Annotated in this window: 18 protein-coding genes and 3 tRNA genes; 10 read left to right on the top strand and 11 right to left on the bottom strand. The window is 21.3% G+C overall.

The genetic code is table 11. From position 1 onward, the window contains the following. Positions 1-40 precede the first annotated feature (40 nt). The 3 genes from RJI84_RS01135 to flgB all read right to left on the bottom strand — a co-directional run bounded on the left by RJI84_RS01135 (position 41) and on the right by flgB (position 2,039). Positions 41-1,072 (bottom strand): flagellar basal body FlgE domain-containing protein, encoded by a 1,032-nt coding sequence (locus RJI84_RS01135; RefSeq protein ID WP_343188931.1) that lies wholly within the window; start codon positions 1,070-1,072, stop codon positions 41-43. 146 nt (positions 1,073-1,218) lie between these two features. Beyond that, a complete protein-coding gene (gene flgC, locus RJI84_RS01130; RefSeq protein ID WP_343188930.1) occupies positions 1,219-1,629 on the bottom strand; it encodes a flagellar basal body rod protein FlgC in 411 nt (136 codons plus the stop codon). Between the two features lie 8 nt (positions 1,630-1,637). Then, a complete protein-coding gene (gene flgB / locus RJI84_RS01125) occupies positions 1,638-2,039 on the bottom strand; it encodes a flagellar basal body rod protein FlgB (RefSeq protein ID WP_343188929.1) in 402 nt (133 codons plus the stop codon). A gap of 497 nt (positions 2,040-2,536) precedes the next feature. Between flgB and murJ the strand changes: the two genes are divergently transcribed. Then, entirely contained in the window at positions 2,537-4,090 is a 1,554-nt protein-coding gene (murJ, locus tag RJI84_RS01120) for a murein biosynthesis integral membrane protein MurJ (RefSeq protein WP_343188928.1), read from the top strand. A gap of 17 nt (positions 4,091-4,107) precedes the next feature. Here the strand turns inward: murJ and RJI84_RS01115 are convergent. Next, a tRNA-Ser gene (locus RJI84_RS01115) sits at positions 4,108-4,192 on the bottom strand. Positions 4,193-4,344: 152 nt separating this feature from the next. Here RJI84_RS01115 and RJI84_RS01110 point away from each other — a divergent pair. From RJI84_RS01110 to minE, 5 genes are all read left to right on the top strand, one after another. Continuing rightward, positions 4,345-4,415 (top strand) — tRNA-Cys (locus RJI84_RS01110). A gap of 37 nt (positions 4,416-4,452) precedes the next feature. Beyond that, a tRNA-Leu gene (locus tag RJI84_RS01105) sits at positions 4,453-4,537 on the top strand. A gap of 99 nt (positions 4,538-4,636) precedes the next feature. Next, positions 4,637-5,338: a septum site-determining protein MinC gene (gene minC, locus RJI84_RS01100; protein WP_343188927.1), complete on the top strand. Its 702-nt coding sequence runs from the start codon at positions 4,637-4,639 to the stop codon at positions 5,336-5,338. Positions 5,339-5,375: 37 nt separating this feature from the next. Next, positions 5,376-6,185 (top strand): septum site-determining protein MinD, encoded by an 810-nt coding sequence (minD, locus tag RJI84_RS01095; RefSeq protein ID WP_343188926.1) that lies wholly within the window; start codon positions 5,376-5,378, stop codon positions 6,183-6,185. 6 nt (positions 6,186-6,191) lie between these two features. Then, positions 6,192-6,452 carry a cell division topological specificity factor MinE gene (gene minE, locus RJI84_RS01090; protein ID WP_343188925.1) on the top strand — a complete coding sequence of 87 codons (261 nt, stop codon included), beginning with the start codon at positions 6,192-6,194 and terminating at the stop codon, positions 6,450-6,452. A gap of 10 nt (positions 6,453-6,462) precedes the next feature. Here minE and tsaB read toward each other — a convergent pair whose 3' ends face one another. The 4 genes from tsaB to zwf all read right to left on the bottom strand — a co-directional run bounded on the left by tsaB (position 6,463) and on the right by zwf (position 11,833). Further along, complete coding sequence (gene tsaB, locus RJI84_RS01085) at positions 6,463-7,134, bottom strand: tRNA (adenosine(37)-N6)-threonylcarbamoyltransferase complex dimerization subunit type 1 TsaB (protein WP_343188924.1); 672 nt, start codon at positions 7,132-7,134, stop codon at positions 6,463-6,465. Positions 7,135-7,168: 34 nt separating this feature from the next. Then, on the bottom strand, positions 7,169-8,722 hold the full coding sequence (locus tag RJI84_RS01080) for a TerC family protein (RefSeq protein WP_343188923.1): 1,554 nt from the start codon (positions 8,720-8,722) through the stop codon (positions 7,169-7,171). 211 nt (positions 8,723-8,933) lie between these two features. Then, positions 8,934-9,143 carry a transcription antiterminator/RNA stability regulator CspE gene (gene cspE / locus RJI84_RS01075; RefSeq protein ID WP_343154594.1) on the bottom strand — a complete coding sequence of 70 codons (210 nt, stop codon included), beginning with the start codon at positions 9,141-9,143 and terminating at the stop codon, positions 8,934-8,936. A gap of 1,241 nt (positions 9,144-10,384) precedes the next feature. Then, complete coding sequence (zwf, locus tag RJI84_RS01070; protein ID WP_343188922.1) at positions 10,385-11,833, bottom strand: glucose-6-phosphate dehydrogenase; 1,449 nt, start codon at positions 11,831-11,833, stop codon at positions 10,385-10,387. A gap of 301 nt (positions 11,834-12,134) precedes the next feature. On the opposite strand from zwf, the gene pyk reads away from it, so the two are divergent. Continuing rightward, positions 12,135-13,571 (top strand): pyruvate kinase, encoded by a 1,437-nt coding sequence (gene pyk / locus RJI84_RS01065; RefSeq protein ID WP_343188921.1) that lies wholly within the window; start codon positions 12,135-12,137, stop codon positions 13,569-13,571. Between the two features lie 37 nt (positions 13,572-13,608). Here pyk and aspS read toward each other — a convergent pair whose 3' ends face one another. The 3 genes from aspS to trxB all read right to left on the bottom strand — a co-directional run bounded on the left by aspS (position 13,609) and on the right by trxB (position 16,605). Further along, positions 13,609-15,342, bottom strand: coding sequence for an aspartate--tRNA ligase (aspS, locus tag RJI84_RS01060; RefSeq protein WP_343188920.1), 1,734 nt, complete (start codon positions 15,340-15,342; stop codon positions 13,609-13,611). Between the two features lie 64 nt (positions 15,343-15,406). Then, a complete protein-coding gene (infA, locus tag RJI84_RS01055; protein ID WP_343188919.1) occupies positions 15,407-15,625 on the bottom strand; it encodes a translation initiation factor IF-1 in 219 nt (72 codons plus the stop codon). 14 nt (positions 15,626-15,639) lie between these two features. Beyond that, a complete protein-coding gene (gene trxB, locus RJI84_RS01050) occupies positions 15,640-16,605 on the bottom strand; it encodes a thioredoxin-disulfide reductase (RefSeq protein WP_343188918.1) in 966 nt (321 codons plus the stop codon). 213 nt (positions 16,606-16,818) lie between these two features. On the opposite strand from trxB, the gene serS reads away from it, so the two are divergent. Genes serS through aroA form a run of 3 tightly spaced genes read left to right on the top strand, consistent with a single transcriptional unit; the run spans position 16,819 to position 20,603 of the window. Further along, positions 16,819-18,120: a serine--tRNA ligase gene (serS, locus tag RJI84_RS01045; RefSeq protein ID WP_343188917.1), complete on the top strand. Its 1,302-nt coding sequence runs from the start codon at positions 16,819-16,821 to the stop codon at positions 18,118-18,120. A 50-nt stretch (positions 18,121-18,170) separates the two neighbouring features. After that, the gene (serC, locus tag RJI84_RS01040; protein ID WP_343188916.1) at positions 18,171-19,259 is read left to right on the top strand and encodes a 3-phosphoserine/phosphohydroxythreonine transaminase; all 1,089 of its coding nucleotides are present in this window, start codon (positions 18,171-18,173) and stop codon (positions 19,257-19,259) included. A 57-nt stretch (positions 19,260-19,316) separates the two neighbouring features. Next, on the top strand, positions 19,317-20,603 hold the full coding sequence (gene aroA / locus RJI84_RS01035) for a 3-phosphoshikimate 1-carboxyvinyltransferase (protein WP_343188915.1): 1,287 nt from the start codon (positions 19,317-19,319) through the stop codon (positions 20,601-20,603). Positions 20,604-20,665 lie beyond the last annotated feature (62 nt).

Raw genomic sequence — 20,665 nt, 5'->3', positions numbered from 1 at the left:
TTTTGGTTTTTAAGAAAAAATGTTTTTTTTAAAAATTTTATTAAAATGTCTTTTTTACTTCATTTGTTTTTATAAAATTTATTAAACTCTTATTGTCGTTACGTATATAGCCGTTTATAAAACATTGTATCACATCTGCTGGTAATGGTATTATTCTCACAGATCCTAACTTTCCTCTTGTATCATCTGAAAATACTCCTATAATATCTCCACTAGGCAATATATCATAATGATTTAAACTTTTTAGAGGTTCTCCGTCAGCTTGAACATTTTTAAAAGATGTAGGAGCATTTTTGTATGTAGTGATATCATTACATTTAAATAACACTCTAATTCTAGAATTTTGATCAAAATCAGAACGTACTATTATACCAGACCCCATTATATGTACTTTTTTATTATATCTATTATAAAATATGTAATTTTGATCATATTTTTCGTTGTTTTTTCTATTTATTGATATTATTCTCCATGAATTTTGTGCATTTTTTAGAAAATATATATCTACATCATTATAATGACCTGTTTTATCATATACTTTTATACTGCGCTTTCTAGTATAAGTGAACGGATCTTTAGGATCAAAATCAATTTCTCTTTTAATATCTTCATTTTCATTTAAATTTGCATCTATTTTTATTTCTTTTGTTTTAGTTATTATAGGTACAAACTTTTTAGAAAAATCTATTATTTCAGGTTTTGATGCACTTCCGGAAATATTATTATCATCGCATAAATGACCAGTAAAGTATTTTCCTTCTGAATTTACTATTTTCAGTTCATCGTTCATAGTAAAATCTCTTTTAGAACTAAACGATACGTTTCCACTTTTGTCTACTAATCTAAATACTCCATAATTTAGAGCTTGTCTTTTGTTTTGTATATTAAAAAATATTTCTGTAATTAAATTTTTACTTTTTACTTTATATATATCTACTGGATCTTTATCAGTTTTTGTTATTGTATTTATTTCTTTACTTTTTGTAAAATCAACTTTTTTATTTTCTTTATTTTTGGATATTATTTTATTTTCTATATCTTTTGTGTAACCATTTACTGTGTTTATTAACATATTATCTCCAAATTTTTATATCAAATATATAATTTTATACTATTATATATTAACAACATTAAAAAACATTATATTTTAAACTTTTTTTTATGATACTATGTTATTTTTATAATATATTTTAACATAATTTTCAAAAAAAATTTATATTATTTGCATATAGATACAGTTTTTAATAACATATATTTTATAGTTTTTATCATTTCTAAATTTGCTTCATATCTTCTGGATGCATTTAAATAATTAACTGTTTCATTCAATACGTTTACATTAGACAATTTTAAATATCCTTTAGAATCTGATAAAGGATGATTTGGATTATAAATTTTTTTATAAGGGTCTTTTGTTTTTACTATCTCTTTTATTTTAACTCCTTCTAAACCATATTTATCTTTTTTATAAGTTGATAATATTGCTATTTTGGCTGTATAAGGAGTGAATTTTCCATTTTTATAATCTGTACTTTCAGAGTTTGCTAGATTATTAGCAGATATTTCAATTCTTTTTTCTTCTACATTTAAAGCTGTATTACATATGTTCAATATATTAGTTAAAGACATTGTAGATTTTATCCTTGTATCGCTAAGTATATATTTTTTATTTTGTTGTTTATTAATGCAATATCTATTTCATACTCTAGACTATTTTTTAAAAATTTTATTTTTTCTTCGTTTATATTTACACTTTTATTTTTTTTAAATTTGTTCTTTTTTTCTAAGATCTTTATATAATTGTTTATATTAAAATATTTATTTTTTTTTTTAATATGTGAATTACAAGTAATTGTAAGATCGTTTTTTCTGTTACTTAATATTGTATTGTTCAAAAGATCTTTAAAATCTATATCTTTTCTATTATAATTGGGAGTTTCAGAATTTGCAATATTTGATGCAATAGACTCTTGTTTAAAAATTCTAGAATTTAATATTATCTTATTAAATTCAAAAAAATCATTTATATTATTTAACATAGCATATTATCTATATAATTATTTTATAATATATTTTTTATACTAATTTAAAAAATATTATTTTATTAATTAGGATTATAAACATTTTTTATAAAAAAAATATACATAAATATATTATTTTTTATAAAAATTTATTTAAATTTTTAAGATCTTTTTGTAATTAAAAATTTTTTAATGATATTAGTATATTTTTGTTGCTAATTGTTTTTTTGTTTGTTTTTTTGTTTTTATACTAATTTAGATAATTTTATTTTACAAAATTTATAAATTTTAACATGTTATGTTAAAATATTTTTATCTTACATAATATAAAATAATTTATTTTTAGTAAAAACAATTTTAAATAATAGTTTATTCTTTTAGTTTTTTAATATTTTTTTATTTATTTAATAAAATAATTAAAAATTTTTTATAATTTTTAATTATTTTATTTTTTAATTAAATAATTTAATAAAATAATACTTTATTTTGAAATAAGTAATTAAAGGTAGTATATCATGGCTTTTTTGAAATCTATATTGTCTATTGGTTTGATAAGTTTTTTTTCTAGATTTCTAGGATTTATGAAAGATATTTATATTGCTAAATTTTTTGGTGTTTCTATGTATACAGATGCTTTTTTTATAGCTTTTAAAATACCTAATTTTTTTAGAAAAATATTATCTGAAGGAGCTTTTTCGCAAGTTTTTTTGCCGATGTTAATTAAGTTAAAAAAAACTAAAGGTGATAAAGAAGTTAATAAATTTATTTCTAACATATTTGGTTTAATGATTTTAATATTATTTGTGTTAATTTTTATTGGAGTAGTTTTTGCTTCTAAAATTATTTGTTTAATAGCTCCAGGTTTTTTAAAAGATAATGAAAAATATAATATAACGGTTTTTTTACTACAAATAATTTTCCCATATATTTTTTTTATTTGCTTAGTTTCATTATCTTCTTGTGTGCTTAATGCTTGGAATTATTTTTTAGCGGCATCTTTTATGCCTATCTTCTTAAATGTTAGTATGATATTGTTTGCTGCTTTTTTATCTAAATATTTTAATCCTAGTATAGTATCTTTAGGATATAGTGTGTTATTTGGTGGATTTATACAAATTGTTTTACAAATTTATAATTTATATAGAATTAAAAGATTATGTTTACCATCTTTTACTTTACGAAATAAACCTATACTTATATTTTTAAAGAAAATGATGCCGGCAATGTTAGGAGTTTCAGCTAATCAAATTTCATTATTATTTAATACTATAATATCATCTTTAATAATTTCTGGATCAGTGTCTTGGATATATTATGCTGACAGAGTAATTGAGTTTCCTGCAGGTTTATTAGGTGCCACATTGTCTACTATACTTTTACCATATTTATCTAACTTCTTTTATAAAAATCTTACAAATAAATTTTATGATTTATTTGATTGGGGAATAAAATTAAGTTTGATAATATCAATTCCTAGTTTTTTATTTACAGTTTTTTTTGCAAAATATATAATTTTTACTTTATTTCAATATGGTAATTTTAGTTTTATAGATACTTTAATGACTCAAAAAACATTAATTGCATATGCTTTTGGCTTGGTGCCTATGATATTGACTAAAGTTTTAGTTTCAGCATTTTACGCAAGACAAGATGCTTCTACACCTATGAAAATTTCTGTATTTAGTATTATAGCATCTCAAATAATGAACATTTTTTTAGTTAGTAAATTGCAGCATGTAGGATTGGCATTATCTTTTAGTATAGGATGTTGGATAAATTTATTTCTTCTGTTTTTTTATTTGAAAAAAAATAAAATATTTACTTTAAAAAAAGGTTGGTATAAATTTTCTTTAATTTTAATGTTTTCTATGATTTCTATGATGTTGTCTATGTACTTCATGAGAATTTTTTTTATCAATATATACTTATATTATAATATTTTAATAAGAATATTGTATTTACTATTCTTTTTTTTGGTTTCATTCTTTTCGTATTTTTTTTCTTTATTTATATTTGGATTTAATTTTTATAAATTTTATAAAGTTATAAAAAATATTGAATATGATTAGAATACTAATATACATTTCGGAGGAAGAGAGATTCGAACTCTCGGATGATTTCTCATCGGCGGTTTTCAAGACCGCTGCCTTAAACCACTCGGCCACTCCTCCGGATTTTTATGAAAAATATCAATAAATTTTTATTATACATTTTGTTACAAAAAATGTAAAACTTTTTCTTAAAAATAACAATTGGATTTATTTTTTTTTTATGATAATATTTAAATAAGTTATTTTTTTAAAAAAAATATTTATTAAATAATGGCGTATTGACAGAGTGGTTATGTATCGGATTGCAAATCCGAATAGCTCGGTTCGATTCCGGGATACGTCTATAATAATTTATATTTGTTATACTATTTGTTTTATATGCCCGGATGGTGAAATAGGTAAACACAAGGGACTTAAAATCCCTCGGCTTTTTTAGCTTTGCGGGTTCGATTCCCGCTCTGGGTAATATACTTTTTATGTATTAGTTAAGGGTGTATTTTATTTTTTATTAAACTAATATTTAATGTTATTAATCATTTTTATTGTAGTATTTAAAAAATTTATATGAATAAACATATTTTGGAATTTTATGGTAAAAATTTTACTTTATTGGTGTTAAATCTATATCGATATAATTTAAAATATTTTAAAAATTATTTAAAAAAAAAAATTCAAGAGTTTCCAAATATTCTTGAAAAATCTCCTATAGTAATAAATATTATTTATAACATACAACTTACTGATTGGTTATTAATAAAAGATTTAGTATTATTTTTTAAGTTTAAAATTATAGGATTTTCTGGTTGCAAAAATAACAATCTTAAAGATTATATAATTAATTCTGGAATACCTTATTTAAATATTAAAAATAAAGGGTTTTTTCACGATTTAAGAAAAAATAGTAATAAAAAATATGTTAATTCTTGTAAAGATAAATATGTTAAAACAATAACAATAAGTTATCCAATTAGATCTGGACAAAAGATTTATTCAAAAAATTCTGATTTAGTAATAATAAATAATGTTAGTCATGGAGCAGAAATAATATCTAATGGTAATATACATGTATATGGAATATTGAGAGGAAAAGCTATAGCTGGATCTTTAGGTGATTTATCTTCTAAAATTTTTTGTAAAATTTGTTTTCCTGAATTAATAGCTATTTATAGTAATTACTGGCTGTATGATAAAATACCTAAAGAAATTATAGGATGTTCTTCTTATTTTTTTTTAAAAAATAATAGTTTGTGTGCAAAAAAGTTATAATTATAAAATGTTTTTTTACAATATTGGAAATTATTTGATGACTAGAATAGTAGTAGTTACTTCAGGAAAAGGCGGTGTAGGAAAAACAACTTCTAGTGCTTCTATTGCTGTAGGATTAGCACAATTTGGATATAAAACTGTAGTTATAGATTTTGACATAGGATTAAGAAATCTAGATTTGATTATGGGCTGTGAAAGAAGGGTAGTATATGATTTTGTAAACGTATTGAATAATGATATTTCTATAAAACAAGCGTTAATAAAAGATAAAAGAATAAATAATCTGTATATATTACCCGCCTCTCAAACTAGAGACAAAAGTGTTCTAACAAAAAAATCTGTGTATACAGTTTTTAAAAAGTTGTCGAATATGAATTTTGAATTTGTAATTTGTGATTCTCCAGCAGGAATAGAAAACGGAGCTATGATATCTATATATTTTGCTGATGATGCTATTATAATTACTAATCCAGAGATTTCATCTGTTAGAGATTCAGATAGAATGTTGGGAATAATTTCCTCTACTTCTAAAAGATCTGAATCTGGAGAAAAACCGGTTTTAGAACATTTGATATTAACTAGATATGATCGAGATAGAGTAAAAAAAGGACAGATGCTAAGTATAGAAGATGTATTAGAGATTTTAAAAATACCTTTAATAGGAATAATACCAGAAGACATTTCTGTATTAAATTCGTCTAATAAAGGTATTCCAGTAATTTTAGATAAAGGATCTATTTCTGGTAAATCTTATAAAGATACCGTAAGAAGATTTTTAGGAGAAAAAATTTCTATGAAATTTTATAAGGAAGAAAAAAGTTTTTTAAAATGGTTATTTTGGAGATAGAATTTTATGTCATTTTTATATTTTTTTTATTCTAATAAAAAAAACTCTGCTAATATTGCAAAAAAAAGACTTAGTTATGTTATTTCTGAAGATGGAAAAAATAATTTACACATAAATTATTTAAATAATTTAAAAAACGATATTTTAATAGTTGTACGAAAATATCTGAAAGTAGATTCTAAAACTTGTAATATAGAAGTAAACGAAAAAAAAAATAAAAGTTTTTATATACTAGAATTTAATGTAAAATTTTTTAAAAAAAGATAATTTATATTTTTTATAGATATAATAATTTTTTTTCTAAATTTTTTCTATATACTGTATTTTTCAAAATTTTTTTTACAATACTAATTGTATATTTTGCATTTGGAAATTTTATTAAAAAATAACATATTTTTATTTTATATTTTTTTTTGTATAATTCTTTTTTTAATTCTTTTTTACAAAAATTTCCAGATATAGTAATATTTTTACATTTAAGAATTTTTCTTATAACTTCTTTTATATTAATTAATTTTTCTGAGTTTTTTTTTTTCCAAATACCATTTTTTTTTCTATAATATTTTCCATAAAAAAAGTTTTTATTTTTTTTTTTAATTAATATTATCAATTTTTTTTTTTTGTATTTTTTCCAACAATTTTCTGCTATAATTTTTAATGAAGATATAGATATTAATTGTACTTTTTTATTAAAAAAAAAACTCTGCGATATGCTAGCAGATAATCTTATTCCAGAAAAGCTACCTGGACCATTTGAATATGCAATTATATCTAAATTATATGGTGTAATATAATTTCTTTTTATTATTTTTTTTATCATTGGAAATATTTTCTCTTCATAATTATTTTCGCACTTATCAAATATAAAATCTAACTTTTTATTAATTTGTAAAGCGACTGAACAGCTATTATAAGAACTATCTAATGATAAAATAGTTTTTTTTTTCATATTTTTTTTACATTTTTATTCAAAAATATTGTTTTTATTTTATTTTTTTTATTCGTACTAATTTTATTTGATATCTGTTTGATTTAAGAATAGTAAATTTTAACTCATTTATTTTAATGGTTTTTCCTGGGTTAGGTATATTTCCTGTATTTGATATTAATAGTCCAGCTAAAGATGCACATTTTGCTTCTTTATCTACTAATTTGTTCACATTTAAAAGCTGTTCTAAAGAATGTAAATCAGTATTGCCTTTAGCTAACCAACTATTTTTCTCTTCTATTACATCTGGTGTTTCATCTGCATCTGGAAACTCACCAGCAATAGCTTCTAATACATCTAAAGGAGTAATTAATCCTTGTACTGCACCGAATTCATTTGTTACTATTACAAAATTTCCTTTAGATTTTCTTAATATTTTTAATAAATTTATTGGATCTAGAGTGTCTGGTATTATTATAGGAGAAGTTTTAGAAGAAAATTCTAATATGTCTTTTTTTTTTTCTAAAGCTATTAACATTTCTTTAGCTCTTACAACTCCAATAATTTTGTCCAATTCTCCTTTACATACAGGAAAAAGACTATGAGGGCTTTTTAATAATTTAGATCTAATTTTACTATTTTTTTGTTCCGAATTAACCCAAGAAATTTCTCCTCTTGGAGTCATTATGCTTCTTATTGATCTTCCTGCTAAAGTTAATACTCCTTGCATCATATATCTTTCTTCATCTTCAAATACTTCGTTTTCTTTTTTGTTCTGAATGATATAATTATTTTGTTTTTTACTATCTGTAAAATTAAACTTATTTTTTTGTTTTTTTGTCATTAGTTTAATTATTATTGTAGCTAATCTTTTTCTCATTGGTAAGTTAGATTGATATTTTAAAAAATTTCTTCTAGCTATTTGATTAAATAATTCTATTAACATAGAAAAAGATACAGCAGTATATAAGTAACCTTTAGGTATAATGAAACCAGTAGATTCGGCTATTAGACTTAATCCAATCATCAACAGAAAGCTTATACATAACAGAACTATTGTTGGATGTTTGTTTATAAATTTTGTTATCACTTTAGCAGCATATAACATTATTATCATTGCAATTATCATAGATAATATCATCATAGATATTTTATTTACTACTCCTAAAGATGTAATAACTGAATCTAAAGAAAATATTACGTCTAATAAAATTATTTGAAATATTACAAACCAAAAACTAGTGTATGTTTTATTTTCTATTTTAATATTTTTTTTGTGATCCAATCTTTCATGTAGCTCCGTTATTGCTTTAAAAAGTAAAAAAATTCCTCCTAAAAATAGTATTATATCTTTACTTGAAAAACAATATCCTCTTATTTGTATAATAGTATGACTTAAAGTAGTAATCCAGGATATTAAACATAATAACATTAATCTTATACATAATGCTATACTTAGTCCTATTATTCTAGCTTTATCTCGTTGTTGTGGAGGTAATTTGTTTGATATAATTGTAATAAATAATAAATTATCTATACCTAATGTAATTTCTAAAACAATTAAAGTTAATAGACCGGCCCAATTAGACGGATCTAAAATTATCTCCATTAAATAACCTCATAAAATAAAAAAAAACATATTTAGTTGAAAGTTTTATAATTTTTAGTATTATGATTTTTAAAAAAATTTGCTATATTTTCAAAAAAAATATAAAAATAAATAAAGCGCCTTTACAACTTTTTGTAAAGGCACATATGAAATTAAAGAAATTAAAAAAACATAAATATAAAATATATATATATTTTGTTTTATCTCTACTTTATATCGAAGACACATTAACAGCAGCTGGACCTTTTTGACCATCTTGAATTTCAAACTCTACATTTTGTCCTTCTGATAAAGTCTTAAATCCTTCACTTTGTATAGAAGAAAAATGCACAAATACATCTTTACTTCCATCTTCCGGTGTAATGAAACCAAAACCTTTAGATTCGTTGAACCACTTAACTTGACCTTTAATCTTTGCCATTTTTGTAACTTTTCCTTTTTATATATTTATATAGGTCTGAACATATAACGTTGAGATAAACTAGAAACATTACTGCATGAGGCATGAATTTAAGATTCAAAAAAAGATAAGTAATTGCAACTACTTTATTCTAAAAATTTTAATTTAAAAATGCCATACATAAACAGAACTGTAACTTGTCTTACCTAACGTGGTATCGACCACGATATAAAAATAAATATTTATTTTAAATAAAATATAATTTTTTATAAATAATAACATATTTTAAATATAAATAAAATATTTATACATAAAATATATAAATAATATTTTTAATTTTATATTTTTTTTAAATAATAACAATTATTTTATATAATATCATAAAAAGCGATATTTAAACATATATTATTAATATTTTTAAAACTATTTATATTTTTTATATATAAATTTATACATAAAAATTGAATATAAAAATACTATTTTTTTAGTGCTTTATGTTTTAAATATTATTTTAATATTATATTATATTAATTTTTTAGTTTTATTTTACATAAATATTTTTTTTAACACATAATTTTATGTATATTTTTAAAAAAAATAATTATACTGTATTTAAAAAGTATATTTTAAATTAAATAAAATTTTAATTTTATATTTTTTATAAAAAATGTAAAAAACATAAATTATGTTATAATTGTATATTTTATTTATATTTTTTTATAATTAGAAAAAATAATGTTTATATATAAAATTACATAAAAATGTTATATTTTTTTAATTGTATTATGTTTTAAAAAATTTAATATTATTAATTTAATATTCATTTTATTAATTATATAAAATTATATAATATATTTTTTTAATATTAGTAGAATATTTGTGTTAAAAAAAATATTATTATAGAAATAAAAGCTTCTGTACTAGTATATTAATATAATTTTTATTACTATTTATTTAAGATCTTAAATATAGTTTATAACTATTATTTGTATAAAAAAAGTTTAAATAATTTTTTACATTTTATAACTAAAACATTTTCATAACACAATTTTTTAAATATTTAACAATATATTATACTTAAAGTTATTTGTATAATATTATACTAATAATAAAAAAATTTATATTGCTTACTTATATAATATTTAGAATAACATAAAATATTAATTTTTACATATGGTCTTTTTAAAGTAAAAATAATATTGTTTTATAAATATAACTAATTATTAAAAAAAATATTACTTTTTGTATTATTTTTAATATTTTTAAATCCATTTTCTTCCATCTCTTTCAATAATTTTTTTTGACTTACTAGGACCCCATGTTCCTGATTCGTATAATTCTGATATTTTAGAATTTTTTTTCCAAATTTTAGTTATATTATCTATCCATTTCCATGATTGCTCCACTTCATCTATGTGTACAAATAAAGATTGGTCACCTATAATGCATTCTAAAAGTAGCTTTTCATATGGATCAGGAATAGTTTTTTTTTCAAAGTTTTCTGAATATGTAAAATTCATTTTTAATTTTTTTAAAATACATTTTTTGTTTAAATCAGGAACTTTGTTAATAAATTTCAAACATATTCCTTCATTTGGCTCTAAATATATTATAAGTTTATTATTCATAGATTTAGATAAATTTTTAAAAATTTTTGCTGTTGTGTTTTTGAATACTATTACTATTTTAGAACATTTTTTAGGGAGCCTCTTACCAGTTCTTAAGTAGAAAGGTACTCCATTCCAAGTTTTGTTATTTATATCAGCTCTTATTGCTACAAAAGTTTCTGTATTACTATTTGGTTTATCTACAATTTCTTTTTTATAAGACTTTACTTTTATATTATTTATTTTACCATTAGAATATTGACCAATTGAGGTTTTTTTATTTATTTCGTTTTCTTTAATATATTTTAGACTTTTTAATATTTTTATTTTTTCTTGCCTAATACTATTAGAATCAATTTTTTTAGGCTCATTCATAGTTATTATACTAAGTATTTGTAACATATGGTTTTGAACCATATCTTTCATCTGTCCAGTGTTATCAAAGTATTTTGATCTTCCTTCTATTCCTATATTTTCTGCTATAGTAATCTGAACATGATCTATACCTTTATTGTTCCAATATTTATAAAATATTGAATTTGCGAATCTGAAATATAATAAGTTTATTATTGTATCTTTTCCTAAGTAATGATCTATTCTAAATATTTGTGATTCTTTGAAATATTTTCCAATTTTTTTATTTATTTTTCTTGATGTTTTTAAAGAATTTCCTATTGGTTTTTCTAAAACTATTCTAGAATTTTTTAAATTTAGACTAAATTTAAATAAACCTCTACAAATTTTAGTATATGAGTCTGATGGTATTGCAAAATAGTTAATTATAATTTTATTATTATTTAATTTTTTTTTTAACTTTAAAAAGTTTTTAGTATCATTTACATCGAGATTACAAAAAGAAAGTCTTTTTTTAAATATTTTCCAAATAGTTTTTTTTATGTTTTCTTTTAAAAATTTTTTTAAAGACTGTTTTATAATTTTAGAAAATTTTTCTTGGCTCCATTCTGCTCTGCCAACACCAATAATTTTGGTTTCCTTGTGTAAAATTTTTTTTTTATCCAACTTATATAATGCGGGAATAAGCTTTCTTTGTGATAAATCACCTTTAGCTCCAAAAATTACAAAATCGCAATTTTCATAATTCATAAGTAATTTTTTCCTATTTTTTATATTAACAAATTTTTAAATACTTTAATAATATTATAATTAATATATAATTATAATTATTTCTATTATATTATTTTAAATATAAATTTAAAATTTTATTTATTTTAATATAGTAATATTTTTACGTTTTATCGTTTTTATAAAAAATATAATTTTAATATATTTTAAATAGTATGGAAAAAATTAGATCTAAACTTTCCTATTTAATATTTTTAAATTTTTTGTTTATATAATATAACATTAGTACATAATATACTTTAATTTTATATAAAGGAATTATATGTTTAATATGTTGAAAAGAACTAAAATAATAGCAACTATGGGTCCTGCTACAAGTAATATACAAATTTTAGAAAAAATGATTATTAATGGTGTAAATGTTTTTAGATTAAATTTTTCTCATGGTAATAACACAGAACATTTAAAATTAATAAAGATGTTGTTTTACTTAAGAAGAAAAACAAATTGTAATATAGGTATTTTAGGTGATTTACAAGGGCCTAAAATAAGAATATCAAAATTTTTTAAACACAAAGTTTTTTTAAAAAAAAATAGTATTTTTACATTAGATTATAGTTTAAAAAACAAACATGGAAATGAACACAAAGTAGGATTTAACTATAAAAATTTGTATAAAGATGTATCTATAGGAGATACTTTATTGTTAGATGATGGAAAAATTTCTTTAGAAGTTAAGTTTATTAGACCATATAAAATATTTACCAAAGTAATAACAGGAGGTTTATTACTTAACAATAAAGGTATAAATAAATTAGGTGGTGGGCTTTCTGCTCAGTCGTTAACTAGTAAAGATAAACAAGACATAATATTTTCTTCTAAAATGCAGTTAGATTATTTAGCTGTATCTTTTCCAAAATCTTATAAAGATATAAATATAGTAAGAAATTTAGTTAATGCTTATCGTGCAAAAATAAAAATAATTGCTAAGATAGAAAGAGCTGAAGTAGTTAACAATTCTGTAGTAATGAATAAAATAATTGCTTCTTCAGATGCTGTTATGGTCGCTAGAGGAGATTTAGGTGTAGAAATATGCAACTCTGAATTAGCTATAGCCCAAAAAAAAATTATTAAAAATTCTATGAAGTTAAATAAAGTTATTATTACTGCAACACAAATGATGGAGTCTATGATTGTTGAGCCAAATCCTACTAGAGCAGAAGTAATGGATATTTCTAATGCAATTTTAGATGGTACTGATGCAGTGATGCTTTCAGCTGAGACTGCATCAGGTAAATATCCATTAGAAACTGTGTTTCAAATGAACAAAATATGTATAGGTACAGAAAAAATATTTAAACAAAAATTTTTTAAAGCAATTTTAAAAAAAGAAAAAGATATTAATGAGACTATATCTTCTTCTGCAATATATATTGCAAATAATATTAAGTATGTTTCTGCAGTAGCAACAATATCTGAATCTGAAAATGCATTTTTAATTAGTTCAAGAACTTTTTCTAAAACACCTATTTTTTCTTTTTCTAATAATAAAAAAGTTTTAAATTATATTTCTCTTTATAAAAGTATCGTTCCAATTTATTTAAAAAAAAAATATTATAAAGTACACTTAGAAAAAAAAGTTATAAAAATATTGTTAAAAAAAAAGTTTGTTAAGAAACGAGATTTAATTGTAATTTTTAAATCAGGATTCGGATTGAAAGAAGACCAAAGATTTTCAATTAAAATTTTAAAAGTTTAATTTATATATTATTTTATTTAAATATGAAATTTTATTTTTATTTATATTTTTCTATTTTTATATGTAGATCTTTTAAAAATTTGTTACTTATTTTATCTGGTGCATTAGTTGTTTTGCATGCAGCTGATGCAGTTTTTGGAAATGCAATTACATCCTTTATATCAGAACTTTTTGTTAACATCATTATTATTCTATCTAGTCCCAAAGCTATTCCAGAGTGTGGAGGAGGCCCATATTGTAATGCATCTAAAAAAAAACCGAACTTTCTTTTTTGATTTTTTTTAGAAAAATTTAGTATTTTAAATATTAGTTTTTGTGTTTTAACATTATGTATTCTAACAGACCCTCCTCCTATTTCCTTTCCATTAATTACAAGATCATAAGATCTTGAAAAAATTGCTTCAGGATTTTTTTGTATTTTTTTTATAGAGTTTTCTTTTGGTGATGTAAATGGATGATGTACAGAAGTAAGGTTTCCTTTTTTATCTTTTTTAAACATAGGAAATTCTTTAATCCATATAGGCTTATAAGAATTTTTGTTTATTAAATTATAATCTGTAGCAATTTTTTTAAGAATTATACCAAATATTTTATAAATTTTATCATTTTTACTATTTGATAATATTATTATATCATTTTCTAAAAGTTTCATGTGTATAATAATATTTTTAAAAATTGTTTTATCTAATGTTATATTTTTGCTGATTTTAATTTTATTAATTTTTTTTTTAGATACTACAATATACAATACATTTTTTATATTATAACTTTTTATTAATTCTATATATTTTTTTATACAGTTTAAGTTTAATTTTATTTTATAAGATATATGTATTCCTAAAATTTTTCTATTTAGTATTTTTTCTTTAATTTTACTGTGTGTAAAAAATTTTGTAAAATCTGTAATTTCTAATGGATTTCTAATATCTGGACTATCAGTACCATATTTTTTTATAGATTCTTTATATGTAATTTCAGGGAAGTTTTTTAGCTTTATTTTACAAACTTTTTTCCAAATTGTATATATCAAGCTTTCTATAATTTTTTTTATTTTTTTTTCATTTGAAAATGATAGTTCTATGTCTATTTGTGTGAATTCTGGTTGTCTGTTAGTTCTTAAGTCTTCGTCTCTAAAGCATTTAGCGATTTGATAATATTTATCAAATCTAGATATCATTATTAGTTGTTTAAATATTTGAGGTGATTGAGGTAAAGCATAAAATTTTCCTATATGATTTCTACTAGGAATTATATAATCTCTAGCTCCTTCTGGGGTAGATTTTGTTATTATAGGCGTTTCTATATGTATAAAATCTTTTTTTTGCATAAATTTATGTATTATTAAAATAACTTTACTTCTAATAAGTAAGTTTTTTTGTATTTTTTTTGTTCGCAAATCTAGGTATCTATATTTTAATGTTCTTTTACTTTTGTTTCTTTGTAATATATCTATAGGCATTTCTTTAGACTTGCTTAAGATTTTTATTTTCTTTATGTGTATTTCTATATCTCCCAATGGGATGTTTTTATTTATATTTTTTGTAGATCTGTTTTTTACAATTCCTACTATATTTAAGCAAAATCCATTTTTTATTTTATGAACATTTTTTTTATAATTTTCTTTTAATATTATTTGTATTTCTCCTTTTATGTCTTCAAAATAAAAAAACAAAAAATGTCCAAAATTTTTTATTTTTGTAACCCATCCACATAAAGATACTTGTTTATTTATATATTTTTTAGAAATTTTCCCACAATATTCTGTTCTCATAATTTTCTCTACATTTTTTAAAAAAACTGATATATACATATTTTATAAATATAATTGATCAATTTTATCTACTTCTAAAAATTATTCTTCCTTTATCTATATCATAAGGGGTCATTTCTATAGTAACTTTATCACCTGTAAGTATTCTTATATAATTTTTTCTCATTTTGCCAGATATATGAGCAATTATTTTATGTCCATTTTCTAATTTTACTCTAAACATCGTATTTGGTAAAGTTTCTATAACAGTTCCTTGTGTTTCTATTTGCTTTTCTTTTATCATAATAGCCTTTTATTTTATTTTTTTAATTTAATAGTTTCTAAATATTTTGATGCATCTATGGCTGCCATACATCCTGACGCAGATGCTGTAATAGCTTGTTTATATACATGATCTGTAACATCTCCAGCAGCAAATATTCCGGGCACGTTAGTAGTAGTAAAATTTCCATGTCTGCCTGATTTTATCTTAATATATCCATTTTCCATCTCTAAATCATTTTTAAATAAATTTGTTTCAGGAACGTGACCTATAGATATAAACAAACATGAAACAGCAATTTTAATTTTTTTTCTATCTTTTTTTGAAATTATAACTATTCCAGTTACTTCACTACAGTTACCAAATATTTCTATAACTTCGCAGTCTAAATGTATTTTTATATTGTGAGTTTTAGATTTTTTTAACAGTCTTTTTACTAATATTTTATCTGCTTTCCATTTTTTTCTTCTATGTATTAGATATATCTTTTTAACCATTTTTGATAAATGTAGTGCTTCTTCTATTGCAGAATTCCCCCCTCCTACTATTGCTACTTCTTTATTTTTGTAAAAAAAACCGTCACAAATGGCGCATGTAGATATTCCTCTTCCTTCAAATTTTTTTTCTGATTCTATACCTAATTTTTTAGGTTTAGATCCAGTTGCTATTATTAATGCTTTAGTTTCAAATATTAATTCTTCACTATATAATTTTATTGGATTTCTTTTTAAGATTGTTTTTATTATATTTTCTTTATATATTTTTGTCCCTAGTTTCGTAGAATGTTTATAAAAATTATTCATTAGAGTTTGTCCAGGTATAGCATTGTATTCTGTAGGCCAATTTTCTACTTTATATGTTTGAGTTAACTGTCCTCCAATGTGATTGCCTGTAATTAATATTGTAGATAAATTAGATCTAGAAGAATATATTGATGCAGTATATCCAGCAGGTCCTGATCCTAATATTGCTAAATCACTTTTTATAATTTTTTTTTTCATAAATTTTTTTTATATAAAAATCTTTAAAATAAAGTTATAAATTTTGCGTATATTTTTAAAATATTATATTATAATTATATTTTATAAGTATATAAAATTTATTTTTTTATATTAATTAAATTTTAATAATTATTTTAATTTATTTTTTAAAGAAATTAAATTATATACTTAAGAATAAAATAATTATATAACATTGATATAAAAAAATATAATATGCTAGATATAAATTTATTAAAAAATGATATTGACATGGTTTATAATAAACTAAAGTTAAGAAATTTTATTTTGAATATAGACTATGTTAAAGAAATAAGTCAAGAAATAAAAAGAGTAAAATTAGAAAAAGAAAATTTTGAATATTATAGGAATAAAACCTCAAAGTTAATTGGAGAACTAAGATCAAAAAATATAGATTATCAAGAATTAAGAAAAAAAGTAATTTGTTATAATAAAAGTATAATAAAAAAAAAAATATTTTTAAAAACTTTAGAAAAAAAAATTTATAAATATTATTTAACTTTACCGAATATTCCTGATTTAAATACCCCTATAGGTAAAAATTATAACGATAATGTAGAAGTTTGCAAATGGGGCGTTATAAAGAGAAGTAATTTTGAAATAAAAAATCACATAGAATTAGGAAAATACGAAAAAAAATTAGATTTTTTTTCAGCTTCAGAAATTTCTGGTTCTAACTTTTTTGTTTTAAAAGGTAATTTAGCATTACTGTATAGATCATTAGGTCAATTTATGTTAGATGTACATATTAATGATCATGGATATACAGAAGTTTATGTTCCTTATTTAGTGAATAAAAAATGTTTATATGGAACAGGACAATTGCCTAAATTTTATAAAGATTTAATTTCTACTAAATTGTGTAAAAATTTTTTGGAAGGTGATATTAGAAAAAATAATCATTTTTTAATACCAACTTCAGAAGTTCCTTTAACCAATCTGTTTAAAAACAACATAATAAAATATAATGCATTACCTTTGTTACTTACTGCAAATACTCCATGCTTTAGAAACGAGCCTACTTCTTATGGAGTAAAAAATCAAGGTTTGATTAGAACTAAACAGTTTGATAAAGTAGAAATTATACAAATTGTTCATCCTAATAATTCAAACGTTGCATTGGAAAATATAACAAATCATGCAGAAAAAATTTTAAAGTTGTTAAACTTACCTTATAGAAAAATGTCTATATGTACTAATGATATAGGATTTTCTTCTTCTAAAACTTATGATTTAGAAGTATGGTTTCCTTCGCAGAAAAAATATATAGAAGTATCTTCTTGTTCTAATATGAAAGATTTTCAATCTAGAAGAATAAATATAAAATTTTTAGATAAAAAAGAAAATAATAGATATGTTCATACATTGAATGGGTCTGGATTAGCAATTGGAAGAACTTTAGCTGCAATAATGGAAAATTACCAGAATAAAGATGGTTTAGTAGAAGTACCTAAAATTTTAAGAAACAATTATATGAGAGGATTAGAATTTGTATAATAAAAAAAATTAATAAAAAGTTTTTATATATAAATCTATATTGTTAAAAAATGCGTGAAATTTATAATTTTAGTGCAGGTCCATCAATGTTACCAAAAGATGTAATGAAAATAGCAAAAAATGAATTTTTAAATTGGAAAAATTCTGGAGTGTCAGTTTTAGAAATTAGTCATAGAAGTACAATATTTATGAAAATGACTGAAATTATAGAAAAAAATATTAGAAAATTGTTATCTATTTCAAATGATTATAAGATTTTGTTTTTACATGGTGGAGCTAGAGGTCAATTTTCAGCAATACCTATGAACTTATTAAAAAATTTTTATGAAGAGACAGATTATATAAATACTGGGTATTGGTCATCTCATGCTGCTTATGAAGCGAGAAAATATTCAAAAACAAATATAATAGATGTAATAAGGATGAAAAACAAAAAAAAATGTGTTCTTGATATGTCTGATTGGATGATTAGCGACCGCTCTAAATATATTCATTATTGCCCTAATGAAACTATAGAAGGAATTTCTATATATGAAGAGCCTAAATTTTATGGAAGAACAATAGTGGGAGACTTTTCTTCTACAATATTATCTAGAAGAATAAAAATAAATAACTATAGTATAATTTATGCTAGCTCACAAAAAAATATAGGACCTTCTGGAATTACAATATTAATAATAAAAAAAGAATTGTTATGTAAAAGTAATAAACATACACCTTCTATTTTAGACTATTCTATAAATTATAAGAATAAGTCTATGTTTAATACTCCTTCTACATTTTCATGGTACATGTCAGGATTAGTTTTTGATTGGATAATTAAAAATGGTGGTATAAAGCAAATGGAAAAAAATAATTTTATAAAATCTAAATTACTATATAATGTCATAGATAATTCTAATTTATATATAAATAATATACATACAAACAATAGATCTAATACAAATATAACATTTTTACTAACACAAAAAAGTTTGAATAAAAAATTTTTAGAAGAATCTAAAAAAAATGGATTATTATATTTAAAAGGACATAGTATATATGGAGGAATGAGAGCTTCAATTTATAATGCAATGCCTATAGATGGAGTTAAAAAATTAGCAAAGTTTATGATAAAATTCGAAAAAAGGTTTAGTTAATAATTTTAATTTAATAAAACTTTTTTTATATAAATAAACACTTTTTATAGGGAATTTATGAAAAAAAAAATTATTATACATCCAATATTAAAAGTAAATGGAGTTATAGATTTGCCGGGATCAAAAAGTATTTCTAACAGAGTTTTGTTAATGTCAGCTTTATCAGATAGCAAAACTATTTTAAAAAATTTTTTATTTAGTGAAGATACTAAATATATGCTTGATGCATTAAAAAAAATTGGTATTTTGTTTGATTGTAATTTGAAAAAAAAACAGTTAAAAGTGTTTGGATCTAAAGAATCTTTTAAAGTTAAAAAAAAACTTTCTATTTTTTTAGGAAATGCTGGCACTGCGATGAGACCTTTAGTGGCAATTTTTTCTTTATATAAAAATCATATACAATTATATGGAAATAAAAGAATGAATTTAAGACCAATAAAGCATTTAGTAGATGCTTTAAAACAGTCTGGTGCTATTATAGATTATAAAGATATTAATGGATACCCTCCAGTAATTATAAAAGGAGGTTTCTCAGGAGGTAAAATACATTTGAATTGTACTATTTCTAGTCAATTTCTAACTTCTTTATTAATGACTGCTCCTTTAGCATTAAATGATACAGAAATATTTATAAAAAATGGATTAGTATCAAAGCCATATATAGACATTACTATAAAATTAATGCAAGTTTTTGGAATAAAAGTATTTAACAAGAATTATACACATTTTAAAATTTGTAGTAATCAAAATTATATTTCACCAGGGGCTTTTTTAATAGAAGGAGATGCTTCTTCTGCATCTTATTTTTTAGCTGCAGGGTCTATAAAAGGAGGAAAAGTTAGGGTTAATGGAATAGGTAAAAATAGTATACAAGGAGACATAAAATTCGTTGAAGTACTTAAGAAGATGGGATCAGAAATAAAAATAAAAAATAATTATATTACTGTAAAAAAGGGAAATTTAAAATCTGTAACATTAGATATGAATGATATGCCAGATGTAGCAATGACAACAGCTATGTTAGCATTATTTTCTTCTGGAGAAACTTTGATTACAAATATTTATAATTGGCGAGTAAAAGAAACTGATAGAATTAGCGCAATGTCAAAAGAATTAAAAAAAATAGGATCTATTGTCACAGAAGGAAAAGATTTTATAAAAATATCCCCTCCTAAACAGTTTATATCTGCTGAAATAAGTACTTATGATGACCATAGAATAGCTATGTGTTTTTCTCTAATAGCATTATCTGGGAAAAAAGTAACTATTTTAAATCCAAAATGTGTTAATAAAACTTTTCCAGAATATTTTAAAATTTTCTTTTCAATTAGTAAATTTGAATAATATTTTTTTTTAACAAAAAACATTTTAAGTTTTATAAAAATTATTAATTAAGAATTTTTTTA

Source organism: Buchnera aphidicola (Chaitoregma tattakana) (assembly GCF_039370165.1).
In the GTDB taxonomy this organism is placed as follows: Bacteria; Pseudomonadota; Gammaproteobacteria; order Enterobacterales; family Enterobacteriaceae; genus Buchnera_G; species Buchnera_G aphidicola_F.
Note: the sequence above shows the minus strand (reverse complement) of the source record. Positions and strands in the feature narration are given on the sequence as shown.

Coding starts and splice junctions, on each gene's coding strand:
- RJI84_RS01135 (WP_343188931.1), bottom strand. CDS start 1,072: ATGTTAATAAACACAGTAAATGGTTACACAAAAGATATAGAAAATAAA.
- flgC (WP_343188930.1), bottom strand. CDS start 1,629: ATGTCTTTAACTAATATATTGAACATATGTAATACAGCTTTAAATGTA.
- flgB (WP_343188929.1), bottom strand. CDS start 2,039: ATGTTAAATAATATAAATGATTTTTTTGAATTTAATAAGATAATATTA.
- murJ (WP_343188928.1), top strand. CDS start 2,537: ATGGCTTTTTTGAAATCTATATTGTCTATTGGTTTGATAAGTTTTTTT.
- minC (WP_343188927.1), top strand. CDS start 4,637: ATGAATAAACATATTTTGGAATTTTATGGTAAAAATTTTACTTTATTG.
- minD (WP_343188926.1), top strand. CDS start 5,376: ATGACTAGAATAGTAGTAGTTACTTCAGGAAAAGGCGGTGTAGGAAAA.
- minE (WP_343188925.1), top strand. CDS start 6,192: ATGTCATTTTTATATTTTTTTTATTCTAATAAAAAAAACTCTGCTAAT.
- tsaB (WP_343188924.1), bottom strand. CDS start 7,134: ATGAAAAAAAAAACTATTTTATCATTAGATAGTTCTTATAATAGCTGT.
- RJI84_RS01080 (WP_343188923.1), bottom strand. CDS start 8,722: ATGGAGATAATTTTAGATCCGTCTAATTGGGCCGGTCTATTAACTTTA.
- cspE (WP_343154594.1), bottom strand. CDS start 9,143: ATGGCAAAGATTAAAGGTCAAGTTAAGTGGTTCAACGAATCTAAAGGT.
- zwf (WP_343188922.1), bottom strand. CDS start 11,833: ATGAATTATGAAAATTGCGATTTTGTAATTTTTGGAGCTAAAGGTGAT.
- pyk (WP_343188921.1), top strand. CDS start 12,135: ATGTTTAATATGTTGAAAAGAACTAAAATAATAGCAACTATGGGTCCT.
- aspS (WP_343188920.1), bottom strand. CDS start 15,342: ATGAGAACAGAATATTGTGGGAAAATTTCTAAAAAATATATAAATAAA.
- infA (WP_343188919.1), bottom strand. CDS start 15,625: ATGATAAAAGAAAAGCAAATAGAAACACAAGGAACTGTTATAGAAACT.
- trxB (WP_343188918.1), bottom strand. CDS start 16,605: ATGAAAAAAAAAATTATAAAAAGTGATTTAGCAATATTAGGATCAGGA.
- serS (WP_343188917.1), top strand. CDS start 16,819: ATGCTAGATATAAATTTATTAAAAAATGATATTGACATGGTTTATAAT.
- serC (WP_343188916.1), top strand. CDS start 18,171: ATGCGTGAAATTTATAATTTTAGTGCAGGTCCATCAATGTTACCAAAA.
- aroA (WP_343188915.1), top strand. CDS start 19,317: ATGAAAAAAAAAATTATTATACATCCAATATTAAAAGTAAATGGAGTT.